28 protein-coding genes are annotated in these 25,427 nt (G+C 47.3%); 2 read left to right on the top strand and 26 right to left on the bottom strand.

Going from position 1 to position 25,427, the window contains the following annotated elements; translation table 11 throughout:
• Positions 1-19 precede the first annotated feature (19 nt).
• The 20 genes from hisC to mtrB form a co-directional block, all read right to left on the bottom strand.
• Positions 20-1,120 (bottom strand): histidinol-phosphate transaminase, encoded by a 1,101-nt coding sequence (hisC, locus tag BUA17_RS10270; protein WP_072733416.1) that lies wholly within the window; start codon positions 1,118-1,120, stop codon positions 20-22.
• A gap of 86 nt (positions 1,121-1,206) precedes the next feature.
• Complete coding sequence (trpA, locus tag BUA17_RS10275; RefSeq protein WP_063566777.1) at positions 1,207-2,013, bottom strand: tryptophan synthase subunit alpha; 807 nt, start codon at positions 2,011-2,013, stop codon at positions 1,207-1,209.
• Positions 2,010-3,209 (bottom strand): tryptophan synthase subunit beta, encoded by a 1,200-nt coding sequence (trpB, locus tag BUA17_RS10280; protein ID WP_063566776.1) that lies wholly within the window; start codon positions 3,207-3,209, stop codon positions 2,010-2,012. The genes trpA and trpB overlap by 4 nt, the downstream gene beginning before the upstream one ends.
• Entirely contained in the window at positions 3,206-3,943 is a 738-nt protein-coding gene (locus BUA17_RS10285) for a phosphoribosylanthranilate isomerase (RefSeq protein ID WP_072733417.1), read from the bottom strand. The genes trpB and BUA17_RS10285 overlap by 4 nt, the downstream gene beginning before the upstream one ends.
• On the bottom strand, positions 3,940-4,731 hold the full coding sequence (gene trpC / locus BUA17_RS10290) for an indole-3-glycerol phosphate synthase TrpC (RefSeq protein WP_063566775.1): 792 nt from the start codon (positions 4,729-4,731) through the stop codon (positions 3,940-3,942). Before trpC ends, BUA17_RS10285 begins: the two co-directional genes overlap by 4 nt.
• A complete protein-coding gene (gene trpD / locus BUA17_RS10295) occupies positions 4,721-5,794 on the bottom strand; it encodes an anthranilate phosphoribosyltransferase (RefSeq protein ID WP_063566831.1) in 1,074 nt (357 codons plus the stop codon). The genes trpC and trpD overlap by 11 nt, the downstream gene beginning before the upstream one ends.
• Positions 5,795-5,829: 35 nt before the next feature.
• Complete coding sequence (gene trpE / locus BUA17_RS10300; RefSeq protein WP_072733418.1) at positions 5,830-7,401, bottom strand: anthranilate synthase component I; 1,572 nt, start codon at positions 7,399-7,401, stop codon at positions 5,830-5,832.
• Between the two features lie 488 nt (positions 7,402-7,889).
• Complete coding sequence (locus BUA17_RS31155; protein WP_170867816.1) at positions 7,890-8,051, bottom strand: hypothetical protein; 162 nt, start codon at positions 8,049-8,051, stop codon at positions 7,890-7,892.
• Positions 8,052-8,100: 49 nt separating this feature from the next.
• A complete protein-coding gene (aroH, locus tag BUA17_RS10305; RefSeq protein ID WP_063566773.1) occupies positions 8,101-8,478 on the bottom strand; it encodes a chorismate mutase in 378 nt (125 codons plus the stop codon).
• A gap of 5 nt (positions 8,479-8,483) precedes the next feature.
• Positions 8,484-9,578: a 3-dehydroquinate synthase gene (gene aroB / locus BUA17_RS10310; protein ID WP_072733419.1), complete on the bottom strand. Its 1,095-nt coding sequence runs from the start codon at positions 9,576-9,578 to the stop codon at positions 8,484-8,486.
• Between the two features lies 1 nt (position 9,579).
• A complete protein-coding gene (gene aroC, locus BUA17_RS10315) occupies positions 9,580-10,749 on the bottom strand; it encodes a chorismate synthase (protein WP_063566771.1) in 1,170 nt (389 codons plus the stop codon).
• A 246-nt stretch (positions 10,750-10,995) separates the two neighbouring features.
• Complete coding sequence (locus BUA17_RS10320; protein ID WP_064636850.1) at positions 10,996-11,790, bottom strand: CheR family methyltransferase; 795 nt, start codon at positions 11,788-11,790, stop codon at positions 10,996-10,998.
• A 25-nt stretch (positions 11,791-11,815) separates the two neighbouring features.
• Positions 11,816-12,259: a nucleoside-diphosphate kinase gene (gene ndk, locus BUA17_RS10325; protein ID WP_063566769.1), complete on the bottom strand. Its 444-nt coding sequence runs from the start codon at positions 12,257-12,259 to the stop codon at positions 11,816-11,818.
• A gap of 189 nt (positions 12,260-12,448) precedes the next feature.
• Complete coding sequence (locus tag BUA17_RS10330) at positions 12,449-13,423, bottom strand: polyprenyl synthetase family protein (RefSeq protein WP_063566768.1); 975 nt, start codon at positions 13,421-13,423, stop codon at positions 12,449-12,451.
• Between the two features lie 339 nt (positions 13,424-13,762).
• Positions 13,763-14,380, bottom strand: a complete 618-nt coding sequence (locus BUA17_RS10335) for a UbiX family flavin prenyltransferase (RefSeq protein WP_063566767.1) — start codon at positions 14,378-14,380, stop codon at positions 13,763-13,765.
• Positions 14,381-14,382: 2 nt separating this feature from the next.
• Positions 14,383-15,249 carry a UbiA-like polyprenyltransferase gene (locus BUA17_RS10340; protein ID WP_072733420.1) on the bottom strand — a complete coding sequence of 289 codons (867 nt, stop codon included), beginning with the start codon at positions 15,247-15,249 and terminating at the stop codon, positions 14,383-14,385.
• A complete protein-coding gene (locus BUA17_RS10345) occupies positions 15,242-15,970 on the bottom strand; it encodes a demethylmenaquinone methyltransferase (RefSeq protein WP_053780684.1) in 729 nt (242 codons plus the stop codon). The genes BUA17_RS10340 and BUA17_RS10345 overlap by 8 nt, the downstream gene beginning before the upstream one ends.
• A gap of 14 nt (positions 15,971-15,984) precedes the next feature.
• Entirely contained in the window at positions 15,985-16,848 is an 864-nt protein-coding gene (locus BUA17_RS10350) for a heptaprenyl diphosphate synthase component 1 (protein ID WP_063566765.1), read from the bottom strand.
• Positions 16,849-16,949: 101 nt separating this feature from the next.
• Positions 16,950-17,501, bottom strand: coding sequence for a hypothetical protein (locus BUA17_RS10355; protein ID WP_063566764.1), 552 nt, complete (start codon positions 17,499-17,501; stop codon positions 16,950-16,952).
• Positions 17,502-17,599: 98 nt separating this feature from the next.
• Positions 17,600-17,821 carry a trp RNA-binding attenuation protein MtrB gene (gene mtrB / locus BUA17_RS10360; protein WP_024630669.1) on the bottom strand — a complete coding sequence of 74 codons (222 nt, stop codon included), beginning with the start codon at positions 17,819-17,821 and terminating at the stop codon, positions 17,600-17,602.
• Positions 17,822-17,968: 147 nt separating this feature from the next.
• On the opposite strand from mtrB, the gene BUA17_RS31160 reads away from it, so the two are divergent.
• Entirely contained in the window at positions 17,969-18,130 is a 162-nt protein-coding gene (locus BUA17_RS31160) for a hypothetical protein (RefSeq protein WP_157258423.1), read from the top strand.
• Positions 18,131-18,196: 66 nt separating this feature from the next.
• Here the strand turns inward: BUA17_RS31160 and BUA17_RS10365 are convergent, their stop codons facing one another.
• The 5 genes from BUA17_RS10365 to spoIVA form a co-directional block, all read right to left on the bottom strand.
• Entirely contained in the window at positions 18,197-18,469 is a 273-nt protein-coding gene (locus BUA17_RS10365) for an HU family DNA-binding protein (protein WP_024630670.1), read from the bottom strand.
• A gap of 220 nt (positions 18,470-18,689) precedes the next feature.
• Entirely contained in the window at positions 18,690-19,676 is a 987-nt protein-coding gene (locus BUA17_RS10370; RefSeq protein WP_063566763.1) for an ABC transporter permease, read from the bottom strand.
• A complete protein-coding gene (locus tag BUA17_RS10375) occupies positions 19,673-21,190 on the bottom strand; it encodes a sugar ABC transporter ATP-binding protein (RefSeq protein WP_072733421.1) in 1,518 nt (505 codons plus the stop codon). Before BUA17_RS10375 ends, BUA17_RS10370 begins: the two co-directional genes overlap by 4 nt.
• Before the next feature lie 109 nt (positions 21,191-21,299).
• Positions 21,300-22,397 carry a sugar ABC transporter substrate-binding protein gene (locus BUA17_RS10380; RefSeq protein WP_072733422.1) on the bottom strand — a complete coding sequence of 366 codons (1,098 nt, stop codon included), beginning with the start codon at positions 22,395-22,397 and terminating at the stop codon, positions 21,300-21,302.
• Positions 22,398-22,616: 219 nt separating this feature from the next.
• Positions 22,617-24,095: a stage IV sporulation protein A gene (spoIVA, locus tag BUA17_RS10385; RefSeq protein ID WP_024630674.1), complete on the bottom strand. Its 1,479-nt coding sequence runs from the start codon at positions 24,093-24,095 to the stop codon at positions 22,617-22,619.
• Positions 24,096-24,551: 456 nt separating this feature from the next.
• Here spoIVA and BUA17_RS10390 point away from each other — a divergent pair, with 456 nt between their 5' ends.
• Positions 24,552-24,941 (top strand): tautomerase family protein, encoded by a 390-nt coding sequence (locus tag BUA17_RS10390; protein WP_063566760.1) that lies wholly within the window; start codon positions 24,552-24,554, stop codon positions 24,939-24,941.
• A gap of 119 nt (positions 24,942-25,060) precedes the next feature.
• On the opposite strand, the gene BUA17_RS10395 is transcribed toward BUA17_RS10390, so the two are convergent.
• On the bottom strand, positions 25,061-25,427 hold a 367-nt coding region (locus BUA17_RS10395), incomplete at its 5' end, for an IS3 family transposase (protein WP_139295637.1).

Genomic DNA, 25,427 nt, shown 5'->3' on the forward strand with positions numbered 1-25,427 from the left:
ACTCTTTTCATCGCCAGATTTAAGGGCGTGCTACCGCCTTCTCAGCCAGCGTGTTCTCCAGTGCCGTGACAAACGCACGGTTCTGTTCTGATGTTCCTACGGACACACGAATGTATGTTGGATATACATGGAATCCAGGACGAACAATAATGCCTTGTTTCAATAGCGACTGAAATGCCGTTGCAGAAGGCATCTCCAGATCAACCATGATGAAGTTACCCTGCGAAGGGAAAAACGGCAGTTCTAGCCGTGTGAACTCATTTTGCAAATACGCTCGTTCTACTGCATTACGCTCCGCACATTCTTGGACAAAAGCCTGATCCTCAAGTGCAGCTTTCGCCGCAGCCTGACCGAATCGTGAAGTATTAAACGGCTCACGCACGCGGTTGATCAGATCGATCACTTCCGGGCGTGCAATACCGTATCCAATACGCAATGAAGCCAGGCCGTAGATTTTGGAGAATGTCCGCAAAATGACCAAGTTAGGATAACGCTCAATCATAGAGACACTTTGTGGATACGCCTCATCCGTTACGAATTCATAATAGGCTTCATCCAGCACAACCATGACGTGAGAAGGTACACGATCCATAAATGCCGTCAATTCCTGCTCAGAGATAATTGTACCCGTTGGATTATTGGGGTTACATACCCAAACTGCTTTGGTCTTATCATTGATTTGTCCCAGCATGGAAGTCAGGTCATGAGTTCCATCTTTAAGTGGCACTTCAATGCTGACAGCACCCTCGATGTCAGCGTTACTTTTGTATACAGAGAACGTCTGGTCAGCCATGATGTTCTCGTCTCCCGGGAGGAAGAATGCACGAGTGATCAACGCAATGATCTCATCCGATCCACAACCAAAGATCAGATTATCCCGTTCTACCCCCAGATGCTTCGCCAGCACTTCAGTCAGTTCCGTGGAACTGCCATCCGGATATATGCTTACATTGACCAGCTCTCTGGTGATCGCTTCAAGCGCAGCAGGCGAACTTCCATATGGATTTTCGTTGGAGGCCAGCTTGATCACTTGCTCCAAACCCAGTTCACGTTTCACTTCTTCAATCGGTTTGCCCGGTTTATATACAGGCAGATTGACAATCTGGGACTTCGGTTTCAACCCGACCGCCTCCTGTTATTGAAATAGTTATGGACATGCCTCAGCCTGTGCTGAGCATGCCCCGGGGATGTAACATCATTTAATCCCTATCCTTTTAATTGTGCCACAAAGTTGCGAATTTGCAACAGTCCCGCCTGACGCGTATCCGGGTTTCCAAGAAGAGGTATAGCTTCTTCCACCTGACGAACGATAGCACTACCAACAACAACACCATCACAGATGCGGGAGAAACGAGCTACCTGCTCGTGACTGGAAATGCCGAAGCCAACAGCGACAGGAATATCTGTCAGGCTCTTTACAGTTTCAATGAAGCTCTCTACCCCATCGAAAAAGGAAGCTCTCTCTCCCGTGACACCCAGAGAAGAGACACAATAGATGAAACCACGTGCTCCCGTGACAATACGCTCGATCCTCGCGTTGGACGTAGGGGCTACGAGCGGAACCAAATGCACACCTGCAGCATCTGCACGGCGTCGCATATCCTCGGCTTCCTCAATCGGAAGATCCGGGATGATCATGCCGCTGATCTCATGTTTGACCAACTCGTCAAAAAATACATCCAATCCCGTCTGTAATACTGGATTATAGTAGGTGAACAGGACAAAAGGCATTTTCACACCCTCCGCACGCGCTCTTGCTGCTGTCTCCATACAAGTCCGAATCGTGATCTGACTTTTCAATGCACGCTCGGAAGCTCGCTGGATTACCGGTCCATCTGCGAGCGGATCAGAATAGGGAACACCGAGTTCCAAAATGTCTGCCCCCGCCTGTTCCAATTCCTTAATGATTTCCACCGTGGTGTCCACATCTGGATCTCCAACCGTAAGGAATGGAATAAGTGCTGTCCGGTTCTGTTCTTTCAATTGTTGGAAGGTCTGGTCCATCAGGTTCATGCCAAGTCCCCTCCTGTGTATTTCATAATGGATTCAACGTCTTTGTCACCACGACCGGAAAGACAGATCACAACGATATCATCAGCACTGAGTTCAGGCGCAAGCTTGACAACCTGCGCAACAGCATGGGCTGACTCCAAAGCGGGAATAATGCCTTCTGTTCGGCTCAGCAACTGCAAGGCATCCAATGCCTCCTGGTCCGTAATCGGAACATATTTTGCACGTTTAATATCTTTGAGATAGGAATGCTCGGGACCAACACCCGGATAATCAAGTCCCGCTGAAATGGAATGGGCTGGCTGAACCTGTCCATATTCATCTTGCAGTAAATAACTCATCGAACCCTGGAATACACCGTGTGTCCCTTTGCTCATCGTAGCCGCATGGAACTCGGTGTCCACCCCTTTACCTGCTGCTTCAACTCCAACAAGCTTCACATCCTGATCGCCAATAAACGGATAGAACATACCGATTGCATTACTTCCGCCGCCTACAGCTGCAACAATCACATCTGGCAACCGTCCTTCAATCTCCTGAATCTGGCGCCGTGTCTCATCACCGATCACTCGCTGGAAGTTACGTACCATCATTGGATACGGATGAGGACCGACTACCGATCCAAGCACGTAGAAGGTATCTTCCACATTACTAACCCAGTAGCGGAGCGCCTCGTTTCCTGCATCTTTCAATGTGCGCGTGCCAGATGTCACCGGAATGACTTCCGCCCCAAGCAGCTTCATCCGAAATACGTTCAACTGTTGCCGTTGCGTATCTTCTTCACCCATAAACACTTTACATTCAAGCCCCAGCAATGCAGCAACTGTTGCGGTGGCAACGCCATGCTGTCCTGCACCCGTTTCGGCGATGACTTTCTTTTTCCCCATCCGTTTAGCCAATAATCCCTGTCCAATAGCATTATTGATCTTGTGCGCTCCCGTATGGTTCAGGTCTTCACGTTTCAGATAAATTTTGGGTCCACCCAAGCGGCGGGACAATTGCTCTGCATGGTATAAAGGTGTTTCCCGTCCAGAATACTCGCTTAGCAGGTAATTCAGTTCCTTGTTGAATTCCTCGTCTTCGGAGAAGTGGCTATACGCTTCCTCCAGTTCGATCAGAGCGTTCATTAGTGTCTCAGGTACAAAGCGGCCTCCGAAGGGACCGAAACGCCCGTGTTGATCCGGCAATTGATGTGTCATGCCTGCTTCACCCTTTCTACAAATGCTGTAATTTTCGCAATATCCTTCACACCTTCGGACTCTACGCCGCTGGATACATCGACGCCGTCCGGTGCATATGTCTGTATCAGTTGTTGCACATTATCCGGCTGTAAACCTCCTGCCACGAACAACGCGATTCCATGTTTCCTTGCCCACTCGGCGTAGAATGGAATTCGTTCCCAGGCAAAGGTTTTACCGGAGCCCCCTCCATAGAGCGGGTCAAACGTATCGAGCAATATGGCGTCCACCACATTTTTATATGGATCAAGTGCCAATAAGGCAGTATCGTCAGCTAATGAACCTGTTTCATCCTTGGGAAAAGAGAAAGCCTTGAACACTTCGGTACCGAAGTGCTGCTTCACCTGTTCACAAAATTCCGGCGATTCCTGTCCATGCAGCTGAATGACATCCAGGCCTGAAATCTGCATGATGCTTTCCAGCTCTTCGAGCGTGGGATTCACGAAAACACCCGCCAGCTTCGGCCGATCAAACATCGTCCAGTCCAAGAGAACCGTTCTTAGCTCGGCACCCTGTTCAGGCGTAATACGTCGACGGGATGGGGCAAAAACAACACCAACGTAATCCACAGGCAAGTTTATCATCGATTTTAGCACTTCAACGTCCTGAAGTCCACATATTTTTACAGCCGCTGCCGGCCGGGTTCGCAGATCCACGTCTCTGCTGTTTGTGCCGTCATGATTGAATGCATTCATGCTTTTGGTCCCATCAGTTCATATACCGCTGCCTCAACATCGTCCTTACGCATCAGATGCTCCCCAACAAGGATACCATGCACACCTGCCTCAATAAGAGATTCCAGTGGCTGAGGGCCGTCAATTCCACTTTCACTGATTAATGTGACACCATCCGGAATCAAGTTCATCAAATCCAACGTGGTGTTGAGACTGGTTTCGAACGTTTTCAGATTGCGGTTGTTGATGCCCACAAGTGTTGCCTGCGGTATATCGAGTACTTGCTCCAGTTCAGCACGATCATGGACTTCAATTAATGCATCCAGGCCCAGACTTTTGGCAAACGTCAGATATTGACGCATCTGTTCGGGTGTCAGAATACTGGCAATCAGCAAAACGGCATCCGCGCCAAGCAGCCTTGCCTCGGCAATCTGTCGTTCATCTATAATAAAATCTTTGCGCAGTAGCGGTATGTTCACAGCTTCATGAATGGCCTGCAAGTATTCGCTATTTCCCTGGAAATAAGAAACGTCGGTCAATACGGATATACAATCCGCTCCAGCCCGTTCGTATGCGGAAGCAATTTCTACTGGATGAAAATCAGGACGAATCAGTCCTTTGGACGGAGAAGCCTTCTTCACTTCGGCAATGAGACCCAGTTTACGGTTACGTCTCTCTGATAGAGCACGTTCGAATCCACGAGTATTGGGTAATGCCTCTATCTTTTTCAGCGCATCGTCCATCTGAAATGTTTGTGCCAGAACTTCAACTTCTTTATGTTTGGTTGCTACGATTCGATCAAGATACATGACTGTACGCCTCCGTTGTATGAATTAACTGTTCCAGCTTCCCGGCAGCCTTGCCGGAGTCTACAGCGTCTGTCGCCATCAACACACCTTCTGCAATGGTATTTGCTAGACCGGATACATAGATGCACGCCCCGGCATTCAACAGAACGACATCGCGGTATGCGCTCCGTTCTCCCTGGAAGATCCTTTTAATAATTTCGGCGTTCTGAGCCGCATCTCCTCCAAGAACCGATTCCAGCGGATGTAACGATAATCCCATATCACGTGGATCAATGTCATACGTATGCACTTCACCATTACGCAGCTCGGATACCTGGGTAGGTGCGGAGATGCTGATTTCATCCAGTCCATCATGACTCGCTACAACCAAAGCTCTTTTCAGCCCCAGTCGATTCAGCACTTCAGCGATCATTGGTGTCCGGCTGCGGTCATATAAACCAAGCAATTGACGATCCGCTCCCGCAGGATTGGTTAGAGGTCCGAGCATGTTAAAGATCGTACGCACACCCAGCTCTTTTCTTGGCGCAGCAGCATGTTTCATAGAAGGATGGTACACCTGAGCAAAACAAAAACAGATTCCGATCTCATCGAGACATTGTCTCGCCTGCTCTCCGTCCAGATGAATATTCACGCCCAATGCTTCAAGTACATCCGCACTGCCCGCCTTGCCTGAGGCAGAGCGATTTCCATGCTTCGCCACCCGGACAGAGACTGCTGAAGCAATGATCGCCGATGCTGTTGAAATGTTGAACTTATGAATACCTGAACCACCTGTTCCACAGGTGTCCAGCAGTCCATTGCCGTCGGTCAGGATCCGTCCGCCCTGTCCACGCATGGCTTCGGCAAACCCCGTGATTTCATCCACCGTTTCCCCCTTCATCCGCAAGCCCATAAGCAAACCTCCGATTTGAGCCGGAGTGGCCTCACCTCTCATGATGGAGTACATCAAGTCACGCGCTTCCGCCTGCTCCAGATGGCTGCCCTCCAAAATTTTGGCAAGGCCATTCTTCATTCCTTCCGCATGACTAACTTTAGTTACAAATCGCTCTGATTCTTCATTCATGACTGGGTTCATATTCATTTCCGGTCTCTCCTCTCTCAGTTTTGTGCAGCCGTGGCTGGGGTAACAAAATAATCGGCGTTGGCAAGTTTCAAGGTGTGATCCTTCTCTTTGGCAGGAAACATCGCTTCTGCTGTACGAATCGCCTTAAGCAACGCTTTGGCTTTATTTACGGTTTCTTCATATTCATTCTCAGGCACCGAATCCCATACGATTCCGGCTCCAGCCTGCACATAAGCTTTTCCCTTTTTGAAAATAATCGTTCGGATTGTAATACAGGAGTCCATGTTGCCCGAGAAACCAAGATAACCGATAGCACCTGCATAAGCACCCCGTGCTTCTTTTTCCAGTTCCGCGATAATCTCCATCGCACGTAGCTTCGGCGCACCGGATACCGTACCCGCCGGCAAACACGAAAGAAATGCATCAAAGAAATCCTTGTCTTCTCTAAGCTCACCTGTAACGTTGGACACCATGTGCATGACGTGGGAATATCGTTCAATTTCCATGAACATGTCACATTTCACACTTCCGAAGTTAGACACACGTCCCAGATCATTACGTCCCAGATCAACAAGCATCAGATGTTCCGCACGTTCCTTCTCGTCCTGCAGCAGATCTGCCGCCAATGCACGATCTTCTGCTTCCGTAGCTCCTCTTGGACGAGTACCCGCAATCGGCCGTGTTTCTACGCGGTTTCCATCCACTTTTACCAACGCTTCCGGTGAAGTCCCAACAATAATTTCATCGTCCATCTTCAGATAATACATGTAGGGTGATGGATTCAACGTTCGAAGCACGCGGTATACATGCAGCGGAGATACTTCGGTATCAATGTGGAAACGTTGGGATAATACCACTTGAAAAATATCTCCTGCCCGAATGTACTCTTTGGCCTGCTCTACATTACCGATAAACTGTTCCTTCGTGAGATTGGATCGAATATCCCCCAGTTCCACGTCTCCTGGGATGGAACGCGGGTTCAAGTTCTCCCCTGGTCCTTGCTGCTGCAAGCGTTCAGCCGTCTGTTCCAGCTTCTCAGAAGTTAAAGCATAAGCTTGACGGATATCATCATCCGTTGCACCGTCTTTCACATGCACATTGCCCACCAGCAGCATCTGCTGCTTCACATGGTCAAATACGATAATCTGGTCGCAGAACATGAAGCGAATATCATCCATTTTCAGATCATCCAGCGCGTGGGCCGGAAGCTTCTCATAATATTGCAGCAGATCGTATCCAAAGAAACCAATGGCCCCGCCTGTAAATGGCGGCAGTTCATCATCCTTCGGACTGCGATACTTACGCAGCAGAGCTTTGAGTTCTTCAATCGGCTTGCCTGGCAGTTCTCGAATCTGGCCCGCTTCTTCTACCACGATCCGGCCTTTTTTGGCGGAGATCATCAGGAACGGATCTGTACCGATGAAGGAATATCTCGCCCATTGAATTCCACCCTCCACACTTTCCAGCAGAAATGCCCGGTCGTTGTCAGCATAACGGCGGAAAATCCGAATCGGGGTCTCCATGTCTGCCAGAATCCGTTTGACTACCGGAATCAGATTATATTCATTCGACATTTTCAGTACTTGATTAACGTTTGGCGTTATCATCAGATCACGTCCTTTCAGATTTATATAAGTTCAACTAAAGAGGTTTACACTGAGCACTCCGATGACAGAACAACCTTCCGATCGCTGTTATCCCCAGATTTTTTGATTCCCTTTCTAAAGGGAAAATCCGGTGATAAAGGCGAACGCTCCGCTTCTTCAGGTTATTTCTGCCCTCTCCGTTTTTGTGTAAAAAGTTTAGTTGAACCTATATGGGTAGAAGAAACAATTCAATATACAACAAAAAAACCTCTACCATCAGGTAGAGGTTTGGTTATAAGCTGTTTCAACAGGTTGGTGCTTCATAAATAACAAGTCCCTATACATGCATCCTTACCGAATTATCACACAGGCTGTTGTATGGATGTAATACAAATCCATCAAATAAAAAGGAAATGTACCGGCATACACTGATTCTCACCCATAGCACTCATTCTTTCATGAAATGCAAGAGGATATCGGTCGTGTTATACCTAAACAAAACGATGTCGCTAGACACGTTTGCATTCCTTCATCCTGTTTCTAATAATTCCGTAGCTCGACGTACCGCGAATCAGTTGACCGGCTTCTGTTACTCCGGTTACTACCCGCTGGACTCTGCTATATACTCCACTCATCTCAGCTGCTCTCAGCTCAATCTCTACTCTACTCAACTGGTTCTCACTATACATCATTCAGAATGATTTGACAACCACTCTAATCTTACGAATTGGAAGGTGCCGCCAAATCGGGACGCAGAGACTGTGCACCGTTAAGATACACATGGTTGATTTCATTCTGACCTTTTGCAGTGTTAACATGTACCATAAAACGGATGCACTGTGGCAAGGCACCTGCAACCGGAACTTCCAGCGCACACATCAAAGGTACAAGCTCCCAGCCATCCAACTGGCGAATTGCCTTTGCTGGGAAAGCTGCATCCAGATCTCCAGTCATCGTAATCCACACACTGCAAATATCTTCGGGTTGAATCTCGTTACGATCCACGATTTCCTGCAATAGTACAGCCGTTTCTTTCAAAATATGTTCTTCGTTATTATGCGTGACCGTAGTAGCCCCGCGAATTCCCCGAGTAACCATCACTTTTAATCTCCCTTCTTAAGCATTTCAATGACGTCGCGTACTGCCGATACCGGTACATCCTTCACAATTCTGGCAGCGCCGATCCGGTCAGGAATAATGAAGACCATATGGCCCTCACGGAACTTTTTGTCGTGCATCATTGCATCCATTAATGCATCCGTATCCAAATGTTTTGGCATCGTCACCGGCAGGCGCAATGAACGCAACATGCGAACCGTATCGTCATAGAGTCCAGCTGGGGCTCCCAACTTTTCGCCGAGCAATGCCGAGCCCGCCATACCAATCGAGATGGCTTCACCATGCAGAAATTCGCCGTAACCGGCAATCGCTTCAATGGCATGACCAATCGTATGACCCAGGTTTAACAATGCACGTTCTCCATTTTCACGTTCGTCACGCGATACAATCTCTGCCTTGATACCACAGCCTCGTTCCAAGCCATATCCCAAAGCCTCCGGATCAAGGGCAAGCAGTTCATCCGCATGCTCTTCACACCAGTATGCAAAAGCTTCGTCCCGAATCAGTCCGTGCTTCAGCATCTCTGATAAACCAGCCGAGACATCGCGTGGCGGCAAGGTTTGAAGAGTATTGACATCATAGAGTACCAGCTCTGGCTGATGGAATGCACCGATCATATTTTTAGCCAGCGGATGATTGACAGCTACCTTACCGCCAACACTGCTGTCATGCGCCAGAATCGTCGTAGGCACCTGTACAAACTTGATTCCACGCATATATGTAGCAGCAACAAAACCCGCCAGATCCCCTACTACACCGCCGCCTAAGGCAACAATTGCCGAACTGCGATCCAGTTTGCCTTCGATGGCGACAGTCATCATATCCTGATATACCGAAAGGGATTTCGATGTTTCACCCGATGGAACAACTGCGGAGACGACTGTAAAACCAGTCGTACGCAGTGTTTGTTCCAGATCTGACAAGTATTTGGGTGCCACATGATCATCAGTAATAATGAGTAAAGGGCTTTTTTTGGTTAAGCCATATTGCTCAAAATATTGAGGCGCTTGAGCCAACAGGCCGCTGCCAATCAGGATTGGATATGAGCGCTCCTCCAACTGCACTGTCAGCTGGCGCATTTTAGTAATTCTCCAGTTGATTATTGTAGTTGGCAAAGTTCGCGCGGATTTCCTCCATGGAGTCTCCGCCAAATTTCTCAAGGAAAGCTTTTGCAATTTCCCAGGCTACCACATGCTCCATAACGACACTAGCTGCCGGAACAGCACATGCATCAGAACGCTCAACCTGAGCTGTAAATGCTTCTTTTGTATCGATATCCACACTTTGAAGCGGTTTGTACAACGTAGGAATAGGTTTCATAACTCCACGTACCACTACTGGCATACCGTTAGTCATTCCGCCCTCGAATCCGCCCAAACGGTTGGTAGCTCGATGGTAACCACGCTCTTCACTATGAACGATTTCATCATGCACCTGAGAACCACGAATCGTTCCGGCTTCGAACCCGATACCAATTTCCACACCTTTGAATGCGTTAATGGACATCACACCCTGAGCAATCCGTGCATCCAGTTTACGGTCATATTGTACGTGGCTACCAAGACCCACAGGCACACCTTCAACGATGCATTCCACGATTCCACCGATGGAGTCGCCTTCCTGCTTGATCTGGTCGATGTAAGCTTCCATCTTCTTCTCGGTTTCTGCATCAGTTACACGTACGGAAGAAGCTTCTGTCACTTCGATCAGTTCATCAATCGGCAGATCTTGATAAGGAGCTTCGATTTCTCCGATACGCAACACACGTCCAGCCACTTTGATCCCGAATTCAGCAAGGAATTGACGTGCAATAGCACCACATGCTACACGTACCGTTGTCTCACGCGCACTGGAACGCTCCAGCACATTACGCAAATCTTTTAGGTTATATTTGAGCCCGCCATTCAAATCAGCATGTCCCGGACGTGGACGATGAACGCGACGTTTCTCTTCGTCACTGCCTTCAATCGGCTCAATATTCATAATATTCTGCCAGTGTTTCCAGTCATTATTTTGAACAACCAACGCTACAGGAGCACCTGTTGTATATCCGTGACGAATACCACCAACGAAATTGGCCTGATCCTTCTCAATTTGCATGCGACGTCCACGGCCATATCCCTTTTGGCGGCGGTGAAGCTGAAAATTCAGCTCTTCAAAGTCAATATTCAGATTGCTTGGCAATCCTTCAATAATTGCGGTTAATTGGGGTCCGTGCGTCTCCCCTGCGGTTAAATAGCGTAAACTCATAATACGTTCCCCCTTTAAACTGTTAAACTTCACATTGCTAAAATCCCATAATTTCTTTGCTTATTATAGTATAGCTGACCGGCTTTGACAAGAAAGTCGGTCGTTTCTTGTCCTAAATTGGATTGGACTCGAATGGTGATTGATTGAGATTCCGACGTGTCTGAGAAATATCCATTCATCCATTATGCAAATAACCGCCTGGACACATATACATGTGCACGCCAGACGGTTATGAAATAATTGAAATTATTTTTTGCGATAAAAGAATGTTTCCGCTGTTTCCAGACCATATTGCCCTGGGGAAAAAATCTGTTCCGTACTGCCCACGAACAAAATACCACCTGGACGCAAACTTGTTGCAAACTTGTGATACAACAGGTTTTTGGCTTCCTCGGTAAAATAGATCATGACATTGCGGCACACAATCAGATCATATCCTTCGTCAAAACGATCGAGTAACAGATTTTGCTTCATGAACTTGACTGAACTTTTCAGTTGTTCATCAATACGGTACACCAAGCCATCCTGCTTGAAGTATCGATTTGCTGTTTCCTTCGGTACATCTTTGAGCGAGCGTTCCATATAACGCCCTTCCTTGGCTTTAGCGAGAGCTCCTTCGTCCAAGTCACTTGCCGTAATGGAGCTTCCCTTAAGAATGCCCATCGTGTCCAGAATCATTGCCAGAGTGTAAGGTTCTTCGCCTGTGGAACAAGCGGCACTCCACACTTTAACGCCACGCTTCGGACCCAGCAACTCAGGCAGGATTTCATCCCGCAGTACTTCCCAGCGATTAGGGTTACGCCAAAATTCCGAGACGTTAATGGTCATGCGATCCAGAAACTCATAAAACAGAGACTTGTCCTTCTGCATGGCATCAAAAAAGATAGAAAACGTATGAAATCCGTTTTTGTTACGAAGTGTGGTCAGCCTTCTTTTCATCTGGCCTTCCTTGTATTGAGCAAGATCAATGCCTGTGCTCTCTTTGATTTTCCGAATAAATCCGGTGTAATCCGGGTCTAGTAGTTGTTCCTGCTCCAGCATCGTATCACCCTTCTGGCTAAAAAAATTACAACCAGGCTGCGATGCTCTTGTCGTACGTTACCAGCTCATCCGGAGTAAAGAAGTTCGCTGCTTCACGAGTGGCGCTTTCCGGTGAATCCGCCCCATGAATCAGATTATGCGGTGTGTGGCTGGCGAAATCTCCGCGAATTGTACCCGGAGCCGCTTCCTTCACATTGGTTTTCCCGATTACGATGCGCGCAAGCGCCACGATGTCGTCACCTTCCCAGACCATAGCAAATACAGGTCCAGATGTGATAAAACGAACCAGATCATCGAAGAACGGTTTCCCCTCATGTTCAGCATAATGGCGTTTGGCCTGATCTTCAGACATCTGCACCAGCTTGCCTGCCACCAACTTAAATCCTTTGTCTTCCAGACGGCTAACGATACGCCCTATCAAACCACGCTGCACACCATCCGGCTTCACCATCAAAAATGTACGATCCATAGGCTCACTCCTCACTCACGGTTCAAAGTTATTTCATTATGTAAACGCAATCCCTTTGATTGTAACATACATGTCCAAATCCTCCCAATGAGGAATATCACATGAATGTTATTTTTTGAGTGAGACAGCTACACGAGGAACTGCATTCATGAAAAGATGCCCGTCCATAGCAGTCTATGTTCAAACATATTAATGCGTACGTTTGACCACAAAATGAGCGATATCACGCAAGTTTTTGGTGGTCTTGATGTTAGGCAGTTGATCCAGAGCATCGAGCGCTTTCTTCATATATCGGTCAGCCAGGGCTTCTGCTTTAGCAATTCCTTGACTTTGGCGAATCATTCCAATTGCATCGGATGCACTCGCCCGTCCCTCCTCGTGCTGAACGCGGGCTATCTCCTTCAGCAAAGGTTCACGCAAATTAGGTTCCTGCAATGCATACAGTACAGGCAGCGTAATATTCCCCTGCTTCATATCACTGCCTGGAGGCTTGCCGAGTTGCTTTTCGGTACCAACCAGATCAAGTACATCGTCTTGAATCTGGAACGCCATACCCACGTTGTAACCGTAGGTGTACAGCAACGAAGATACATGTTCCGGCGCACGAGTAGCAAGCGCCCCCAGCTGGCAGCTGACAGCAATAAGAAGCGCCGTTTTGCGACGAATTCGCAAGAGATAGTTACGTACACTTTGTCCCGTGTTGAAAAAGTCCCGAATTTGCTCCATTTCACCAATGGACATCTGCACCATCGCTTTGGCCAGAATACGGTGTATAGCTGGATCGGACAGGCCCGCAGTCATTTCAAGCGCCTTGCCGTAAATGTAATCTCCGGTGTACATGGCAATCCGATTATCCCATTTGGACTTCACCGTTGGTTTACCTCTCCGTGTCGCCGCATTATCAATAACATCATCGTGAACCAGAGAAGCCGAATGAATCAGTTCCAACGGAACCGCTACCAGCTTCAGACGTTCAATGTCGTATGTACCAAATTTCCCACCGAGTAACACAAATACCGGACGCAAACGCTTACCCCCTGCCTTGAGCAGGTGAAGTGACGTTTCGCTTAGCAGTTTCTGTTCTCCCTGAACACTGCGATACAGCTCTTTTTCAATGTAGTCCATGTCTTTTTTTAACAACCCGAAAATATCCAATAGTTTCATTCGTTCACCCGTGTCAGCGTATTGTCAGTCCATAAATCCATGCTTACCTTCCCCTCCAGCAAGTCGGGCCTGCAGGCATAACGAAAAACCAGGGCTTGCCTTTCCTGCTTGTGTTCTTCTGAGACGTACTAATCTTCTTCGAATGTCAAGGCCGACATCCGGGAATTAAACTCTGCGACTTGTTCTGAAACATAAGTACAGAAGTTGCCGGAGCATGGGTCAAGGCTGTGGTTCCTTCCAAACATCACCATCAGCGCTCACCAATACCCCGGGATTGGGGGACAGCAAATTGCCCCTGCAATTCGGTCAGCAGATTCAAAATTGCAGGAAGCTCAGAAGCTATCCCCGTTCATCCGGTTCTCCCCACCTGGTAAACAGTTGATGCGGGATGCGCAGACTATCGAGCACTTTACCCACTAGAAACAGAATCAACTCGTCCATCGTTTGGGGTTTGTAATAAAAAGCAGGCATGGCCGGTATCATGCGGACACCAAGCCGTGAGAGTTTCAGCATGTTTTCCAGATGAATTGCATGCAGTGGCGTCTCACGTGGCACCAGAATCAGCGTTCTTCCCTCTTTCATCATGACATCAGCAGCCCGGGACATCAGATTGTCCGATGACCCTTGTGCAATGGATGAAAGAGTACCCATGGAGCATGGCATTATAATCATGCCTTCTGCCAGGAAAGAACCACTCGCGATGGAGGCACCAATATCACTAACGGGATGATAGATTAGGGAACCCGCACGACCGCCGAATTTTTCTTCCAGCACACGGTCCCGATTCGTAACATCCCAGTCCATTTCTTCTTTTAATACACGCCACCCGGCATTGGAGATCACCAGATGCACAGTGTATTCCAGATCAAGCAGCGTTTCAATTAATCTGATGCCATATATACTTCCACTGGCCCCGGTAATTCCGACAACAAGTCGTTTATTGTCCGGCTGCTGCATCTTTATTTCACCGCCAAATCAATCAGGGTAAACGTAAATACCACTAAACTCAGCACACTGTTCATCGTAAAGAATGCTGTTTGTACACGGCTCATGTCATTTGGCGATACAATATAGTGTTCATAGAAGAGGATACCATAAGTTATCAGCATTCCGGCTCCATACCACCAGCTCAGATCGGTCAACAATAACAAAGCAAGAAAACCGATTGCTGTAATCACGTGGAAGAACTTTGCGATCTGCAATGATTTGTTAAGACCAAAACGGGAAGGTATGGAATGAAGGCCCTCGCCCTGATCAAAATTCAGATCCTGACATGCATAGATGATATCGAACCCTGCAGTCCAGAACACAATCGTAACGTACAGCACAATCGCTGTCCAATCCATCGTACCCGTTACTGCTACCCAACCCCCAAGTGGAGCCAGACCAATGGTCATACCGAGCACTACGTGGCACAACCAGGTGAAACGTTTGGTATATGAATACAAAACCAGCATAAATACAGCTATCGGCAACAGCTGCATGGATAACACGTTAAGGTTGGATGAGGCCCAGAACAAGAGCACAAATGATACTATGATAAAAATAACGACCTCACCGTTTTTCAACAAACCGGCCGGAATTGCTCTCATCGCGGTACGTGGATTTTTCTTGTCTATGGCCTGGTCAATCATGCGGTTCAAGCCAAAAGCAGCACTTCTTGCACCAATCATAGCCAGTAATACCCACATAATCTGCATCCAGGTCGGGAATGTATCATTCACTACCATGGAACCGAGGATGGCTCCCATAAATGCAAAAGGTAAAGCGAAAAGCGTATGTTCAATTTTGATCATTTCTAAAAAGATGCGAATTTTCCTAAACATGCTGATTCTCCTTGGTTCCAATATGCAGTGCCGCGACGCCTCCGGTTAGAGGGTAGGCCTGCACTTGCTGCAATCCAGTTTCAGCGAAAATGTCGGCCAGTTCCTTCCTTCCTGGAAAAAGTGCAAGTGAGTCGGGCAGCCATTTATACTGCTCATAACGTTTGGCAAACAATTTGGCAAGATTGGGTAATACTTGTTCAAAATAAAAATAATAAATACCTTTAAACGGTTGCCATGTCGGCTTGGACAATTCCAGACACACCACCATGCCACCCGGTTTCACTACACGCTTCATCTCCGACAGAACCTGTCTAAGATCCGGTACATTGCGCAGTCCAAATCCAATCGTTACATAATCGAATGAATTGTCTTCAAAGGGAAGTGACATTGCATTGCCCTGTACCAACGTAATTTGTTTTTGCCGATTTACAGCGTCAACTTTGGTTTGTCCAACCTCCAACATGTTGCTGCTGAAATCCAGTCCATGCATGTGACCTGTTTCACTTGCTTCAGCCATCGCAAGCGTCCAATCACATGTGCCGCAGCACAAATCAAGACCGGTATCGCCTTTGGACATATTCATTTTCTTCATCGTAAATTTGCGCCAAGCCTTGTGTCTGCGGAAACTCAGGATATCATTCATGACGTCATATTTACCTGCTATACTCTGAAAAACAGAATGGACAAATTCTTCTTTAGGTTTGGTCTCTCCGCTCCCCATTCGTTGTCTCCCCCTCAATCTTCCCTTACTGCCGCATGTGAAGGCTGCAAATACGTCAAGTAAGGCTCCAGGATTGCATCAATTTCTTGCAGGCCCAGTTGATCTTCCTCGTCTTGCAGCAACAGTTGTATACGGTGTGTACACTCACGAAGCTTGTCCAGCAAAAACTCGCCGATTCGATACTTATGCACCATACCACTCCATGCTCTTGTATCAGGCTCCGGCTGACGCAGCGTATTGCGCTCGTCGTCATTGCCATACTCGTAAATATGCCAGAAAGCATAACTGTGATAAAAGTTCTGTTCGTCATTCATCCGATGCAGCTCTTCCATAATTGCCTCGCAGTAGCTGAATTCGGCCAACAGGTCGTTCCATAGTGATGCTTCGTTATCGCGGATCATGCCTGTAAAAGAAAGAAACAGCTGCATCTTCAGCTGTACTGTTTCACGCAAGTATTCTTCAGCCGAAACGAGAAGCTTTTTCATCCGTTCATACAGCGTCATCTTGCGTGCATTCACTTCGGATACAGCACCACTAAGTTTACCGATCATTTCAATTTTGCCTGCATGGGCAAGCAATTGATAGAAACGGCTACTGAAATAATCTCCGGCAAGCACGTTCAGCTGGCGTGAACGCATCTCCAGTTCTCTACGCTCTCCGGATATCGTATCGATTCGATCATGCGTATCCATGGCCAACTGAACGAGCGAGGTTGCGAGAGCGTATAGCTCATCATGAACCTTTTCGTCTGTGCGGCCCACAAATACCTGCAGCAGACGAGCCCGGCTATCCGGAAATGATGGGATTTCCGTATGTTGTCGAATCATGTCGTAATCCGTATATTTCTTTGCTAGTTGGGGTACGCGATATGAATTCATTCTCAGCCTCCGAGCCTTTGCATTGTTAAACCATTTCTGCACAACAATCTTATATATTATAGCATATGTTTATCGGGCACGCACTGAATCATGCTATTCTATTACCCCGGACTTGACATTTCGAATTGCTTCTTCCAAAGTTCGGTCTCCATCATGTGAAACCAGTCCTTCAATTCGTCCGAGAGGATCGGACTATTCCAGTCTCGAAGCGTTTCGATCGCGTACATTGGCCATTCCCCACGCCGAAAATCGGCAGCGAGCAACAAATGTCTTTTGTGAAGCCATTCATCCTCTGCCATAACACGCAGCATCACCTGTTCCACGTTATCCAGACTTCGAAATCCTAGATCTGCCACAGCAGCCATATTACCATAGATTTCGGTGTAACTTGTGCTGGTTCCGGTAACCTTTAGATCAAGCGTCAAAATGGATCGTTTCCACTCCACCCTGGCAATGGGTGTCGATAATTTCATGGTGCTCAGCACGTCCACCAGATTGTCTTCTGTTAGCTGGACGGGATGCTGCGCCGCAGAAACGGGTTGTACGTTTTCACCGCCCAAGGTACGCATATGTAAGGTTTGTATGGCAACAAGCAGAAGGACCGCCGCAACCGTTGCCAGCAGTGAAGCAGTCACGATCATCCGCGGTTTCATAAATGCCTCCCTGCCCTTACCTATTAGTGTAGTCTGTCCGGTAAAGGCTCATACCTCATTGTACAATGAAAAAAAGCAGGCTATGCCTGCAATTTTCATTATTCCGACTGAATTTGTCCATGCTTGGTGATCAGCGTGGCTTTTCCACGGATTTTAATGGCGGAAGTATGATTGGTAAATTGGGCAAACATGACTTCTCCCTTATCCAGCTTCTCCGTATGGTGGAAGCGGGTATCCTGACCTCGGGTTAATCCGATCACCTGAACACCGTTCTCCTCCGCCTTAATTACGATATAATCACTGCCGGTTGGATGATCCATCACGCACATCCCCTCTCCTAGTTCAATAGCGTTAATGATGATAAATATTGTTTCATTTGTCAACCAGCCCTTATGTGAATGGGGCGCAATAATCTGTTACTCCCAGGTCATACTACAAGTGATCCAGCCACAGAAAGGAGAGTCTCTATGAAGTACATTCCCGCAGCACTGACAGACGAGCATATTCACCAGTTAAAAGAAACTGAACAGCATCTGTCCGCAGCTGCTGGAGAAGAACTGATTCTGATTGCCTATGCGCAGCAACCGGATGAGCCGGAGTCGCTAGACGGCAGGAAGAAAAATGATTAAAGGACAAAAGAAAAGGCCGTGAACAAGTCACGGTCTTTTTGTCGACATATGGAATATGTAGAAATCTTATTTAATTCCGTCTTTGAGCGCTTTACCTGGTTTGAATGCAGGAATTTTGCTCGCAGGAATTTCGATTTCTTCACCTGTTTGCGGGTTGCGTCCTTTACGTGCAGAGCGCTCGCGAACTTCGAAGTTCCCAAAACCAACCAATTGTACTTTGTCTCCGCTTTGAAGAGCCTCAGAGATTGCTTCGAATACGGCATCAACCGCTTTCGTTACATCCTTTTTGGACAATTCAGTAGCTTCGGACACGTGTGTAATCAAGTCTGATTTGTTCATTTGTTTTTTCACCTCCTGAATCAATGTCCTGAATGTTATACTGTGTTTCCGTTTTATAGCGAAATATACGTTCATACACAAAAAATCTACGTACATCTTGAGCGTGATGAACAGAAATCTCGGCCTGCGGTCAACAGTCATTTCCGGCAGAATGTCGCCTGAAACAAAGGTTGTTTCAGACGCCGAACAAATTTTATACTAATACAGACAGCACACAATTTCAAGTGCGGTTGCGGTTTAACACGTAAAATGTAACCGCCAGGGCAAGCACGAGCACCCCACCTTTTACAATATCATGCGTGAAATATTGAACATTCATCATAGTCAAACCGTTCACCAGTACACCAATCAGAACCGAACCAATGAATGTTCCGATCACGTTTGGTTTACCTGCACCAAATACGGAGAATCCGACAAATACCGCGGCTACGGATTCCATTAACAACGGAGAACCCGCATCAATTTGCCCTGAACCTACTTTGGATGCATAGATGATACCGCCGATTGCAGCAAACACTCCAGCAGCTACATAAGCGAGTGTACGCACCTTTTTCACCTTGATACCGGATAGGCGTGCCGCTTCTTCATTGCCCCCCGTAACGTACATCTGGCGCCCATACTTCGTATACGTCAAAAAGATATGCACACCGATAACCGCAATGAGCAATAGAATGACCGAAATCGGCATTCCCAGCCATTTTCCCTGCCCAAGCTGCAGAAATGTGGGGTCCATCTCTCCGGCAGCCTTGCTTCCGTCAGGAAACTGCATATGGTTATAGATCGTGTACCCTTGAGCATACGTTTTGTGAATTCCACCGATAATGTACATCGTGGCAAGTGTAGCGAGTAGATCCGGGATACGCAGTTTCACAATTAGCAAGGAATTAAGCCAACCAATCACAGCCCCAATAATCAGTGGGACGATAATGACAACTGCCAGCGGCTGCTGATACCAAATCATTAATGAAGCGGTAACGACAGTAGTCAGCGAGACGGTCGCCCCCACCGAAAGATCAAATCCATCAACAATGAGAGATAAGGTAACACCAATCGCCACAAATGTCACGATAGAGATTGAACCCAAAATATCGGTCAAGTTACTGTACGTGAAGAAATAAGGCAATTTAATACCGAAAAATGCTATAACACCAATAATAACGATAATTGCGCCATAACGGAACGCGAAATCTAATGATTTATCCTTCATTCTTCCACCTCTTGTCCACCGCTTGCATAGTATAGCAGCTGTTCTTGATTGGTCTCGCCCCGTTTGAATTCCTTTACAATCGTCCCTTCACACATGACTGCAATCCGATCACCAATGCCCAATCCTTCATCCAGTTCACACGTGAAATAGATAACAGCTTTACCCGCCAGAGCCAGTTCGTTAATGATGCGAAAAATGTCACTTTTGGCGCCGATATCCACACCTTTTGTCGGCTCATCAAAGATAAAGACGTCTGCGTCAGCATTCAGCCATTTGCCAATGGCCACCTTTTGTTGATTGCCACCGCTTAAATACTTCACTTCCTGCCGCACTGACGATGTTTTGATACCGAGTTGCTGCACTAAAGATTCCGCATTCTCACGCTCTCGCTTTCGACTTACAAAACCTAATCTACTAAGACGTCCAAGCAAAGGCAGGCTCAAATTCCGCTCCACGTTTTCCTCAATCAAAATCCCCTGTTTCCGCCGTTCCTCAGGCACGGAGACAATTCCCAGAGCAACAGCATCAGCAGGTTGCGAAAGACGAAGTTCACGATTGTTAAGCCGAATCTCTCCACTCTCCAGCCGATCTGCACCAATCAACAAGCGGGAACATTCCGTTTTCCCCGCACCTACAAGCCCTACTACAGCAAGCACTTCGCCTCGACGAACAGATAGGTCCACACCCTTGACTCGGACTCCGCGCCGAAGTCTTCTTGCTTCCAGCAACACTTCTCCTACCGGTGCTTCTGTCTTGGGAAACTCTTCCTCAAACGGTTTTCCAAGCATCTGCGTCACCAGATCATTGATCGTAAGCTCTTTTGCCTCACCCGTGAACACATGTTGTCCATCTCTCATCACGGTGACGCGATCACAGTGACTTGTAACTTCAGGAAGACGGTGAGTAATAAAAATACATGCCACTCCGCGTTCTTTCAACAAATGTACAATTCGGAAAAAAGCATCCGTTTCTTCCTGGCTCAGCGGTGCAGTTGGTTCATCAAAAATAATGACCTTGGCATCCTGAATCAGGATACGTGCGAGCAGAATCATCTGCTTCTCCGCGAGCGTCAGCTCGGCTACTTTTTTGTGAACGGATATAACCGCTCCTAATTGCTGCAAAGCTTCAGCCGCACGCTGTTGCAGTTTCCGCGGGCTTTTCCACCAACCTCCACTCGGCGACGCTAATTGATCCAGCATAATGTTCTCGGCAGCTGTCAATTGGGGAACCAGCGCAGCATCCACCTCTTGATACACACAGTGAATACCACTCGCTTTGGCATCGCCTGGTGAATTCAGATGAAGCGTTTGCCCACTTAATTGGATAGTACCCTGATCCAGTTGATAGGCACCAGATAGAATTTTCATCAATGTGCTCTTGCCGGCACCATTCGCACCTAGCAGCGCATGAATTTCTCCGCCTTTCACGGAGAACTCCACGTCTTTCAGTGCAGGAATGCCTGCAAACTGCTTGTGGATATGTTCCATTTGAAGCAGAATCGGTGCAGTACTCATGACGCCAACCTCCAATCGCTCCCCTCCGGGAGTGTCACTATTCTCATGTAGTTATATTCCATCATGGTTGGAAAAAGCGCGCCTTGCGGCGCGCCTCCGTTACGCTGTTTTATTTAGCAGTAACTCCGTATTCCGACATCCATTCCTTGATTCCCTGTGTACTACCTCCCCAACCCTCAACATACTCGGACAGCTCTGAAGTGGAGATTTGTTTGTCAGGCAGCGCATCGCGCTGTACATAAACCGGGTTGAGAACCACTTGATCCTCTGTATCATCCCCGTTCAGCTTCTGGTATGCATAACGGACTTGTACACGTCCAATGTCTGTTGGATCAACCGCTGCGGAAGCTACCCAAGGGTTTTTCGGATCTTGGATCATCTGTAAATCTTCATCACTCATATCAATACCATATACCTTGATCTCGTCACGTCCTGCTTGCTGAATGGCACGCGCTGCACCTTTGGCGAACTCATCCCATGCAGTCCATACCGCTGTGATTTCACCTTTTGGATATTGTTTCAGGATCGCTTCCATTTTGGCTTGTGTATCCAGCGCCGGGTTCTGAGCTGAACCAAACGTTGCAATCTCCTTAATATCCGGGTTCTCTTTCAGGAACTTGCCATAAGCAACCTGACGACGTTCCATTGGTGCAAAGCCGGCAACCCATACTTTTACGATATTGCCTTGTCCGTTGATATCTTTTTTCATTTGCTCCAGCGTAAGTTCAGCCATCTTTTGATCATCCTGGGACAACACTGTTGCTCCCGGAACACTAATGTCTGCATCGAACACAACAACCGGAATGTTTTGTTTTACTGCCTTTTTCACGCCCGGCGTCAGCAAGGAATCCCCATGATCCGTTAGAATGGCATCGAATTTCTGGTTAATTGCGCTATCGAGCAACGATACCATTTTGGCTTTATCATTATCGGCGACAAACGTAGTCAATTGTCCACCGAATTTTTCGATTTCTTCTTTAACCCCTTGCACATATTGCTGTGAGAACGTACCTGTGTTAAATTCCATGATCAGTGCAATTCGTTTTCCACTGAGTGGGCCTGTTACTGCTTCGGTTTGAGGCTTGTCCTCTGCTGCGCCGGAAGCTGTAGTTGAAGCAGGCTCTTTTTTAATTCCGCAAGCGGACAGCGCCAATGTAAATACAAGCAGCACACTCAACCATACCCATTTTGTATTTTTAATTCTCATCTCTTTCTCCCCCTGTTCACACTCTCTCTGTGATCTCGATCACAATAGTTGAATATTAATATAACGGCTAATCCCTAGTATGTAAATGGGTTTTAGTAATTTAAAGCTAAAACTCGCTAAGTTTTTATTCGAAACTAAAGTATCTTATCCAGTTCATCCAGAATCATGAAAATAAAACAAGAAAAAGACCGCGAGGGGTACCCCTACGGCCTTTTGGACTTACAGAATTATAGCGATTAATCCACCGGAACCTTCGTTAATAATACGTCCCAGCGTCTCTTGCAATTTGTATCGTGCGTTGTCTGGCATCATCGCAATTTTACCCTGAATGCCTTCTCTCACGATGGAATGCAGTGAACGACCGAACATATCTGAATCCCATACCTTGATCGGATCGTTCTCGAAGTCCTGCATCAAGTACCTCACCAGTTCCTCACTCTGTTTTTCCGTTCCGATAATCGGTGCAAACTCCGATTCCACATCGACCCGGATCATGTGAATGGATGGTGCGGTTGCTTTCAGGCGGACGCCGAATTTGGTACCCTGCCGGATGAGTTCAGGTTCATCCAATGCCATTTCGGCGAGGGATGGAGCCGCGATGCCGTAGCCAGTCGTTTTGACCATCTCCAGCGCCTCAGCGAAGCGATCGTACTCCCTCTTCGCATGGGAGAATTCCTGCATCAATTGCAGCAGATGATCTTTGCCTCGAATTTCAATACCAACAACTTCCACGAGGATCTGATCATATAATTCATCCGGTGCATACAGATCGATTTCTGCTACACCCTGCCCCATGTTCATGCCGCTCAGACCGGCTCGGTCGATGAATTCGTATTCCATGAACTGAGCAACAACTCGATCCACATCACGCAGCCTGCGAATATCCTTAACCGTGTCGCGAACGGAATTTTCATAGTTGCTGCGCAGCCAGTGGTTTTCATTCAGCACCATCACCCAGCTCGGCAAATTCACATTCACTTCATGTACAGGGAACTCATACAGCACTTCGCGAAGCACACCTGTGACATCATCTTCTGTCATTGTAGCTGCACTGAGTGTCATAACCGGAATGTCATACTTGGCAGCAAGCTCACTGCGCAACTGCAGCGCTTCTTCACTGCGAGGGCGAGTCGAGTTGATCACCAGTACAAACGGTTTGCCTACTTCCTTCAGTTCGGCTATAACGCGTTCCTCTGATTCCACATAGGAACTCCGGGCAATCTCAGCGATCGTGCCGTCTGTTGTAACCACCACACCCAGTGTGGAATGCTCCTGAATGACTTTGCGTGTGCCAATTTCGGCGGCTTCCTGGAAAGGAATTGGTTCTTCAAACCAAGGCGTGGAGATCATGCGTGGTCCATTCTCATCCTCGTATCCCTTGGCTCCTTCCACTGCGTAGCCTACGCAATCCACAAGGCGCACATTGACATCAAGTCCCTCGGCGACCTTGATTTGAACCGCATTATTCGGTACGAATTTTGGCTCCGTAGTCATGATTGTTTTGCCAGCTGCGCTCTGTGGCAGTTCATCCACTGCCCGCGCACGGTCTGCCTCATTTGTAATGTTCGGCAAGACGATTGTTTCCATGAAACGTTTGATAAATGTTGATTTCCCCGTCCGGACTGCGCCGACAACCCCGAGATAAATATCCCCTCCGGTCCGCTCGGCAATGTCCTTAAAAATGTCCACTTTCTCCAATGAAATCCCTCCCTAAATTACTCCGAAGGAAAAATGCTAAAGAGCATCCGCTTCGTTTTTTCAATCAGAAGACTGAAATCCCTGCAACGGTAGAGCCGCCTTTGTGAGTGCCCGGAAGTCGTCCGCCGCCGAACGTTGCATTCTGATGAAATCGGCGAGAGCGGCGTTAACTCGTACATGCAATTGGACTAGTATCATCTTATGTATCCGTATGCAGCATTATGACGCGTATTTTTTTGTTTTTTTCTCAAGGTAGTTGCCTTAAGAGAATTGCCCCGCTCTCGGACTGCGCGTCTTTATTACAATCTACTTTATGAGCGTGCCGAAGCTTTTATGCCGGTTCGTTCATTTGGTTCTCGTGGTACCGTTCAAGCCGTGCAGAAGGTATACTGTGAAGGTAAGGCATTTTTTAGCAGAGAAGAGCAGAGATAACGAGCTGAGAAAGGTGAGATGAGCGTGGCACAGATCAAAGTATATGGACTAGGTGAGCACTTGAACCCATTGAAAGAGCAGCTTTCACAAGTTATACACTCCGTTATGGTGGATGTTGTGGGATTACCGGAGAACAAGAAGTTTCAACGTTACTTTCCCATGAACACGGATGATTTTCTTTTTCCCTCTGATCGTTCAGCAGGGTATACCATTATTGAAATCAGCATGTTCGAAGGCCGAACAGATCAAGTCAAGAAAGAACTCATTCAGCAATTATTCACACGGATGAACGAACAGTTGAAATTGTCGCCCAATGATGTGGAGATTACTATATTTGAAACACCGCGCAGTCATTGGGGTATTCGGGGATTACCCGGTGATGAACTTGACTTGAGTTATAAAGTGGAGGTCTGAACAAAGTAATCTGAATATAGCTTATGGACCATATGATGTGACTATAAACCAACTTAAAAAAAAGAGATATCCCGTGGTCATAGCCCCGTCAAGTAGACAATAAAAAAAGAGAAATTCCATTAAGCGGCGACTTTTTCCCTGAATTCAATCGGGGAGAGGTCGCCGAGTTTGTTTTGGAAACGTTCCTTGTTGTAAAACAAAATATACTCTGTAATTCGGTTCCTTGCTTGCTCCAGATTCTGAGGCTTCTCCAAATACAACTTCTCTGTCTTTAAGTGGGAGAAGAACGACTCAATACATGCATTGTCATAGCAGTTCCCACGCCGAGAATGGCTTCCTGTTAGCTTCTTCTCTTCAAGCAACTTGGCATAGCTCTGTGTTGTATACTGGAACCCCTGGTCGGAATGGAGCAAGGTAGGTCCACATTTTAGTTTCTTCACCGTGTCCATAACGAGTTTTAAGTCATTTCGCTCGGATAGTTCCCAA

The organism is Paenibacillus sp. ov031, from assembly GCF_900143165.1.
Lineage (GTDB): Bacteria > Bacillota > Bacilli > Paenibacillales > Paenibacillaceae > Paenibacillus > Paenibacillus marchantiae.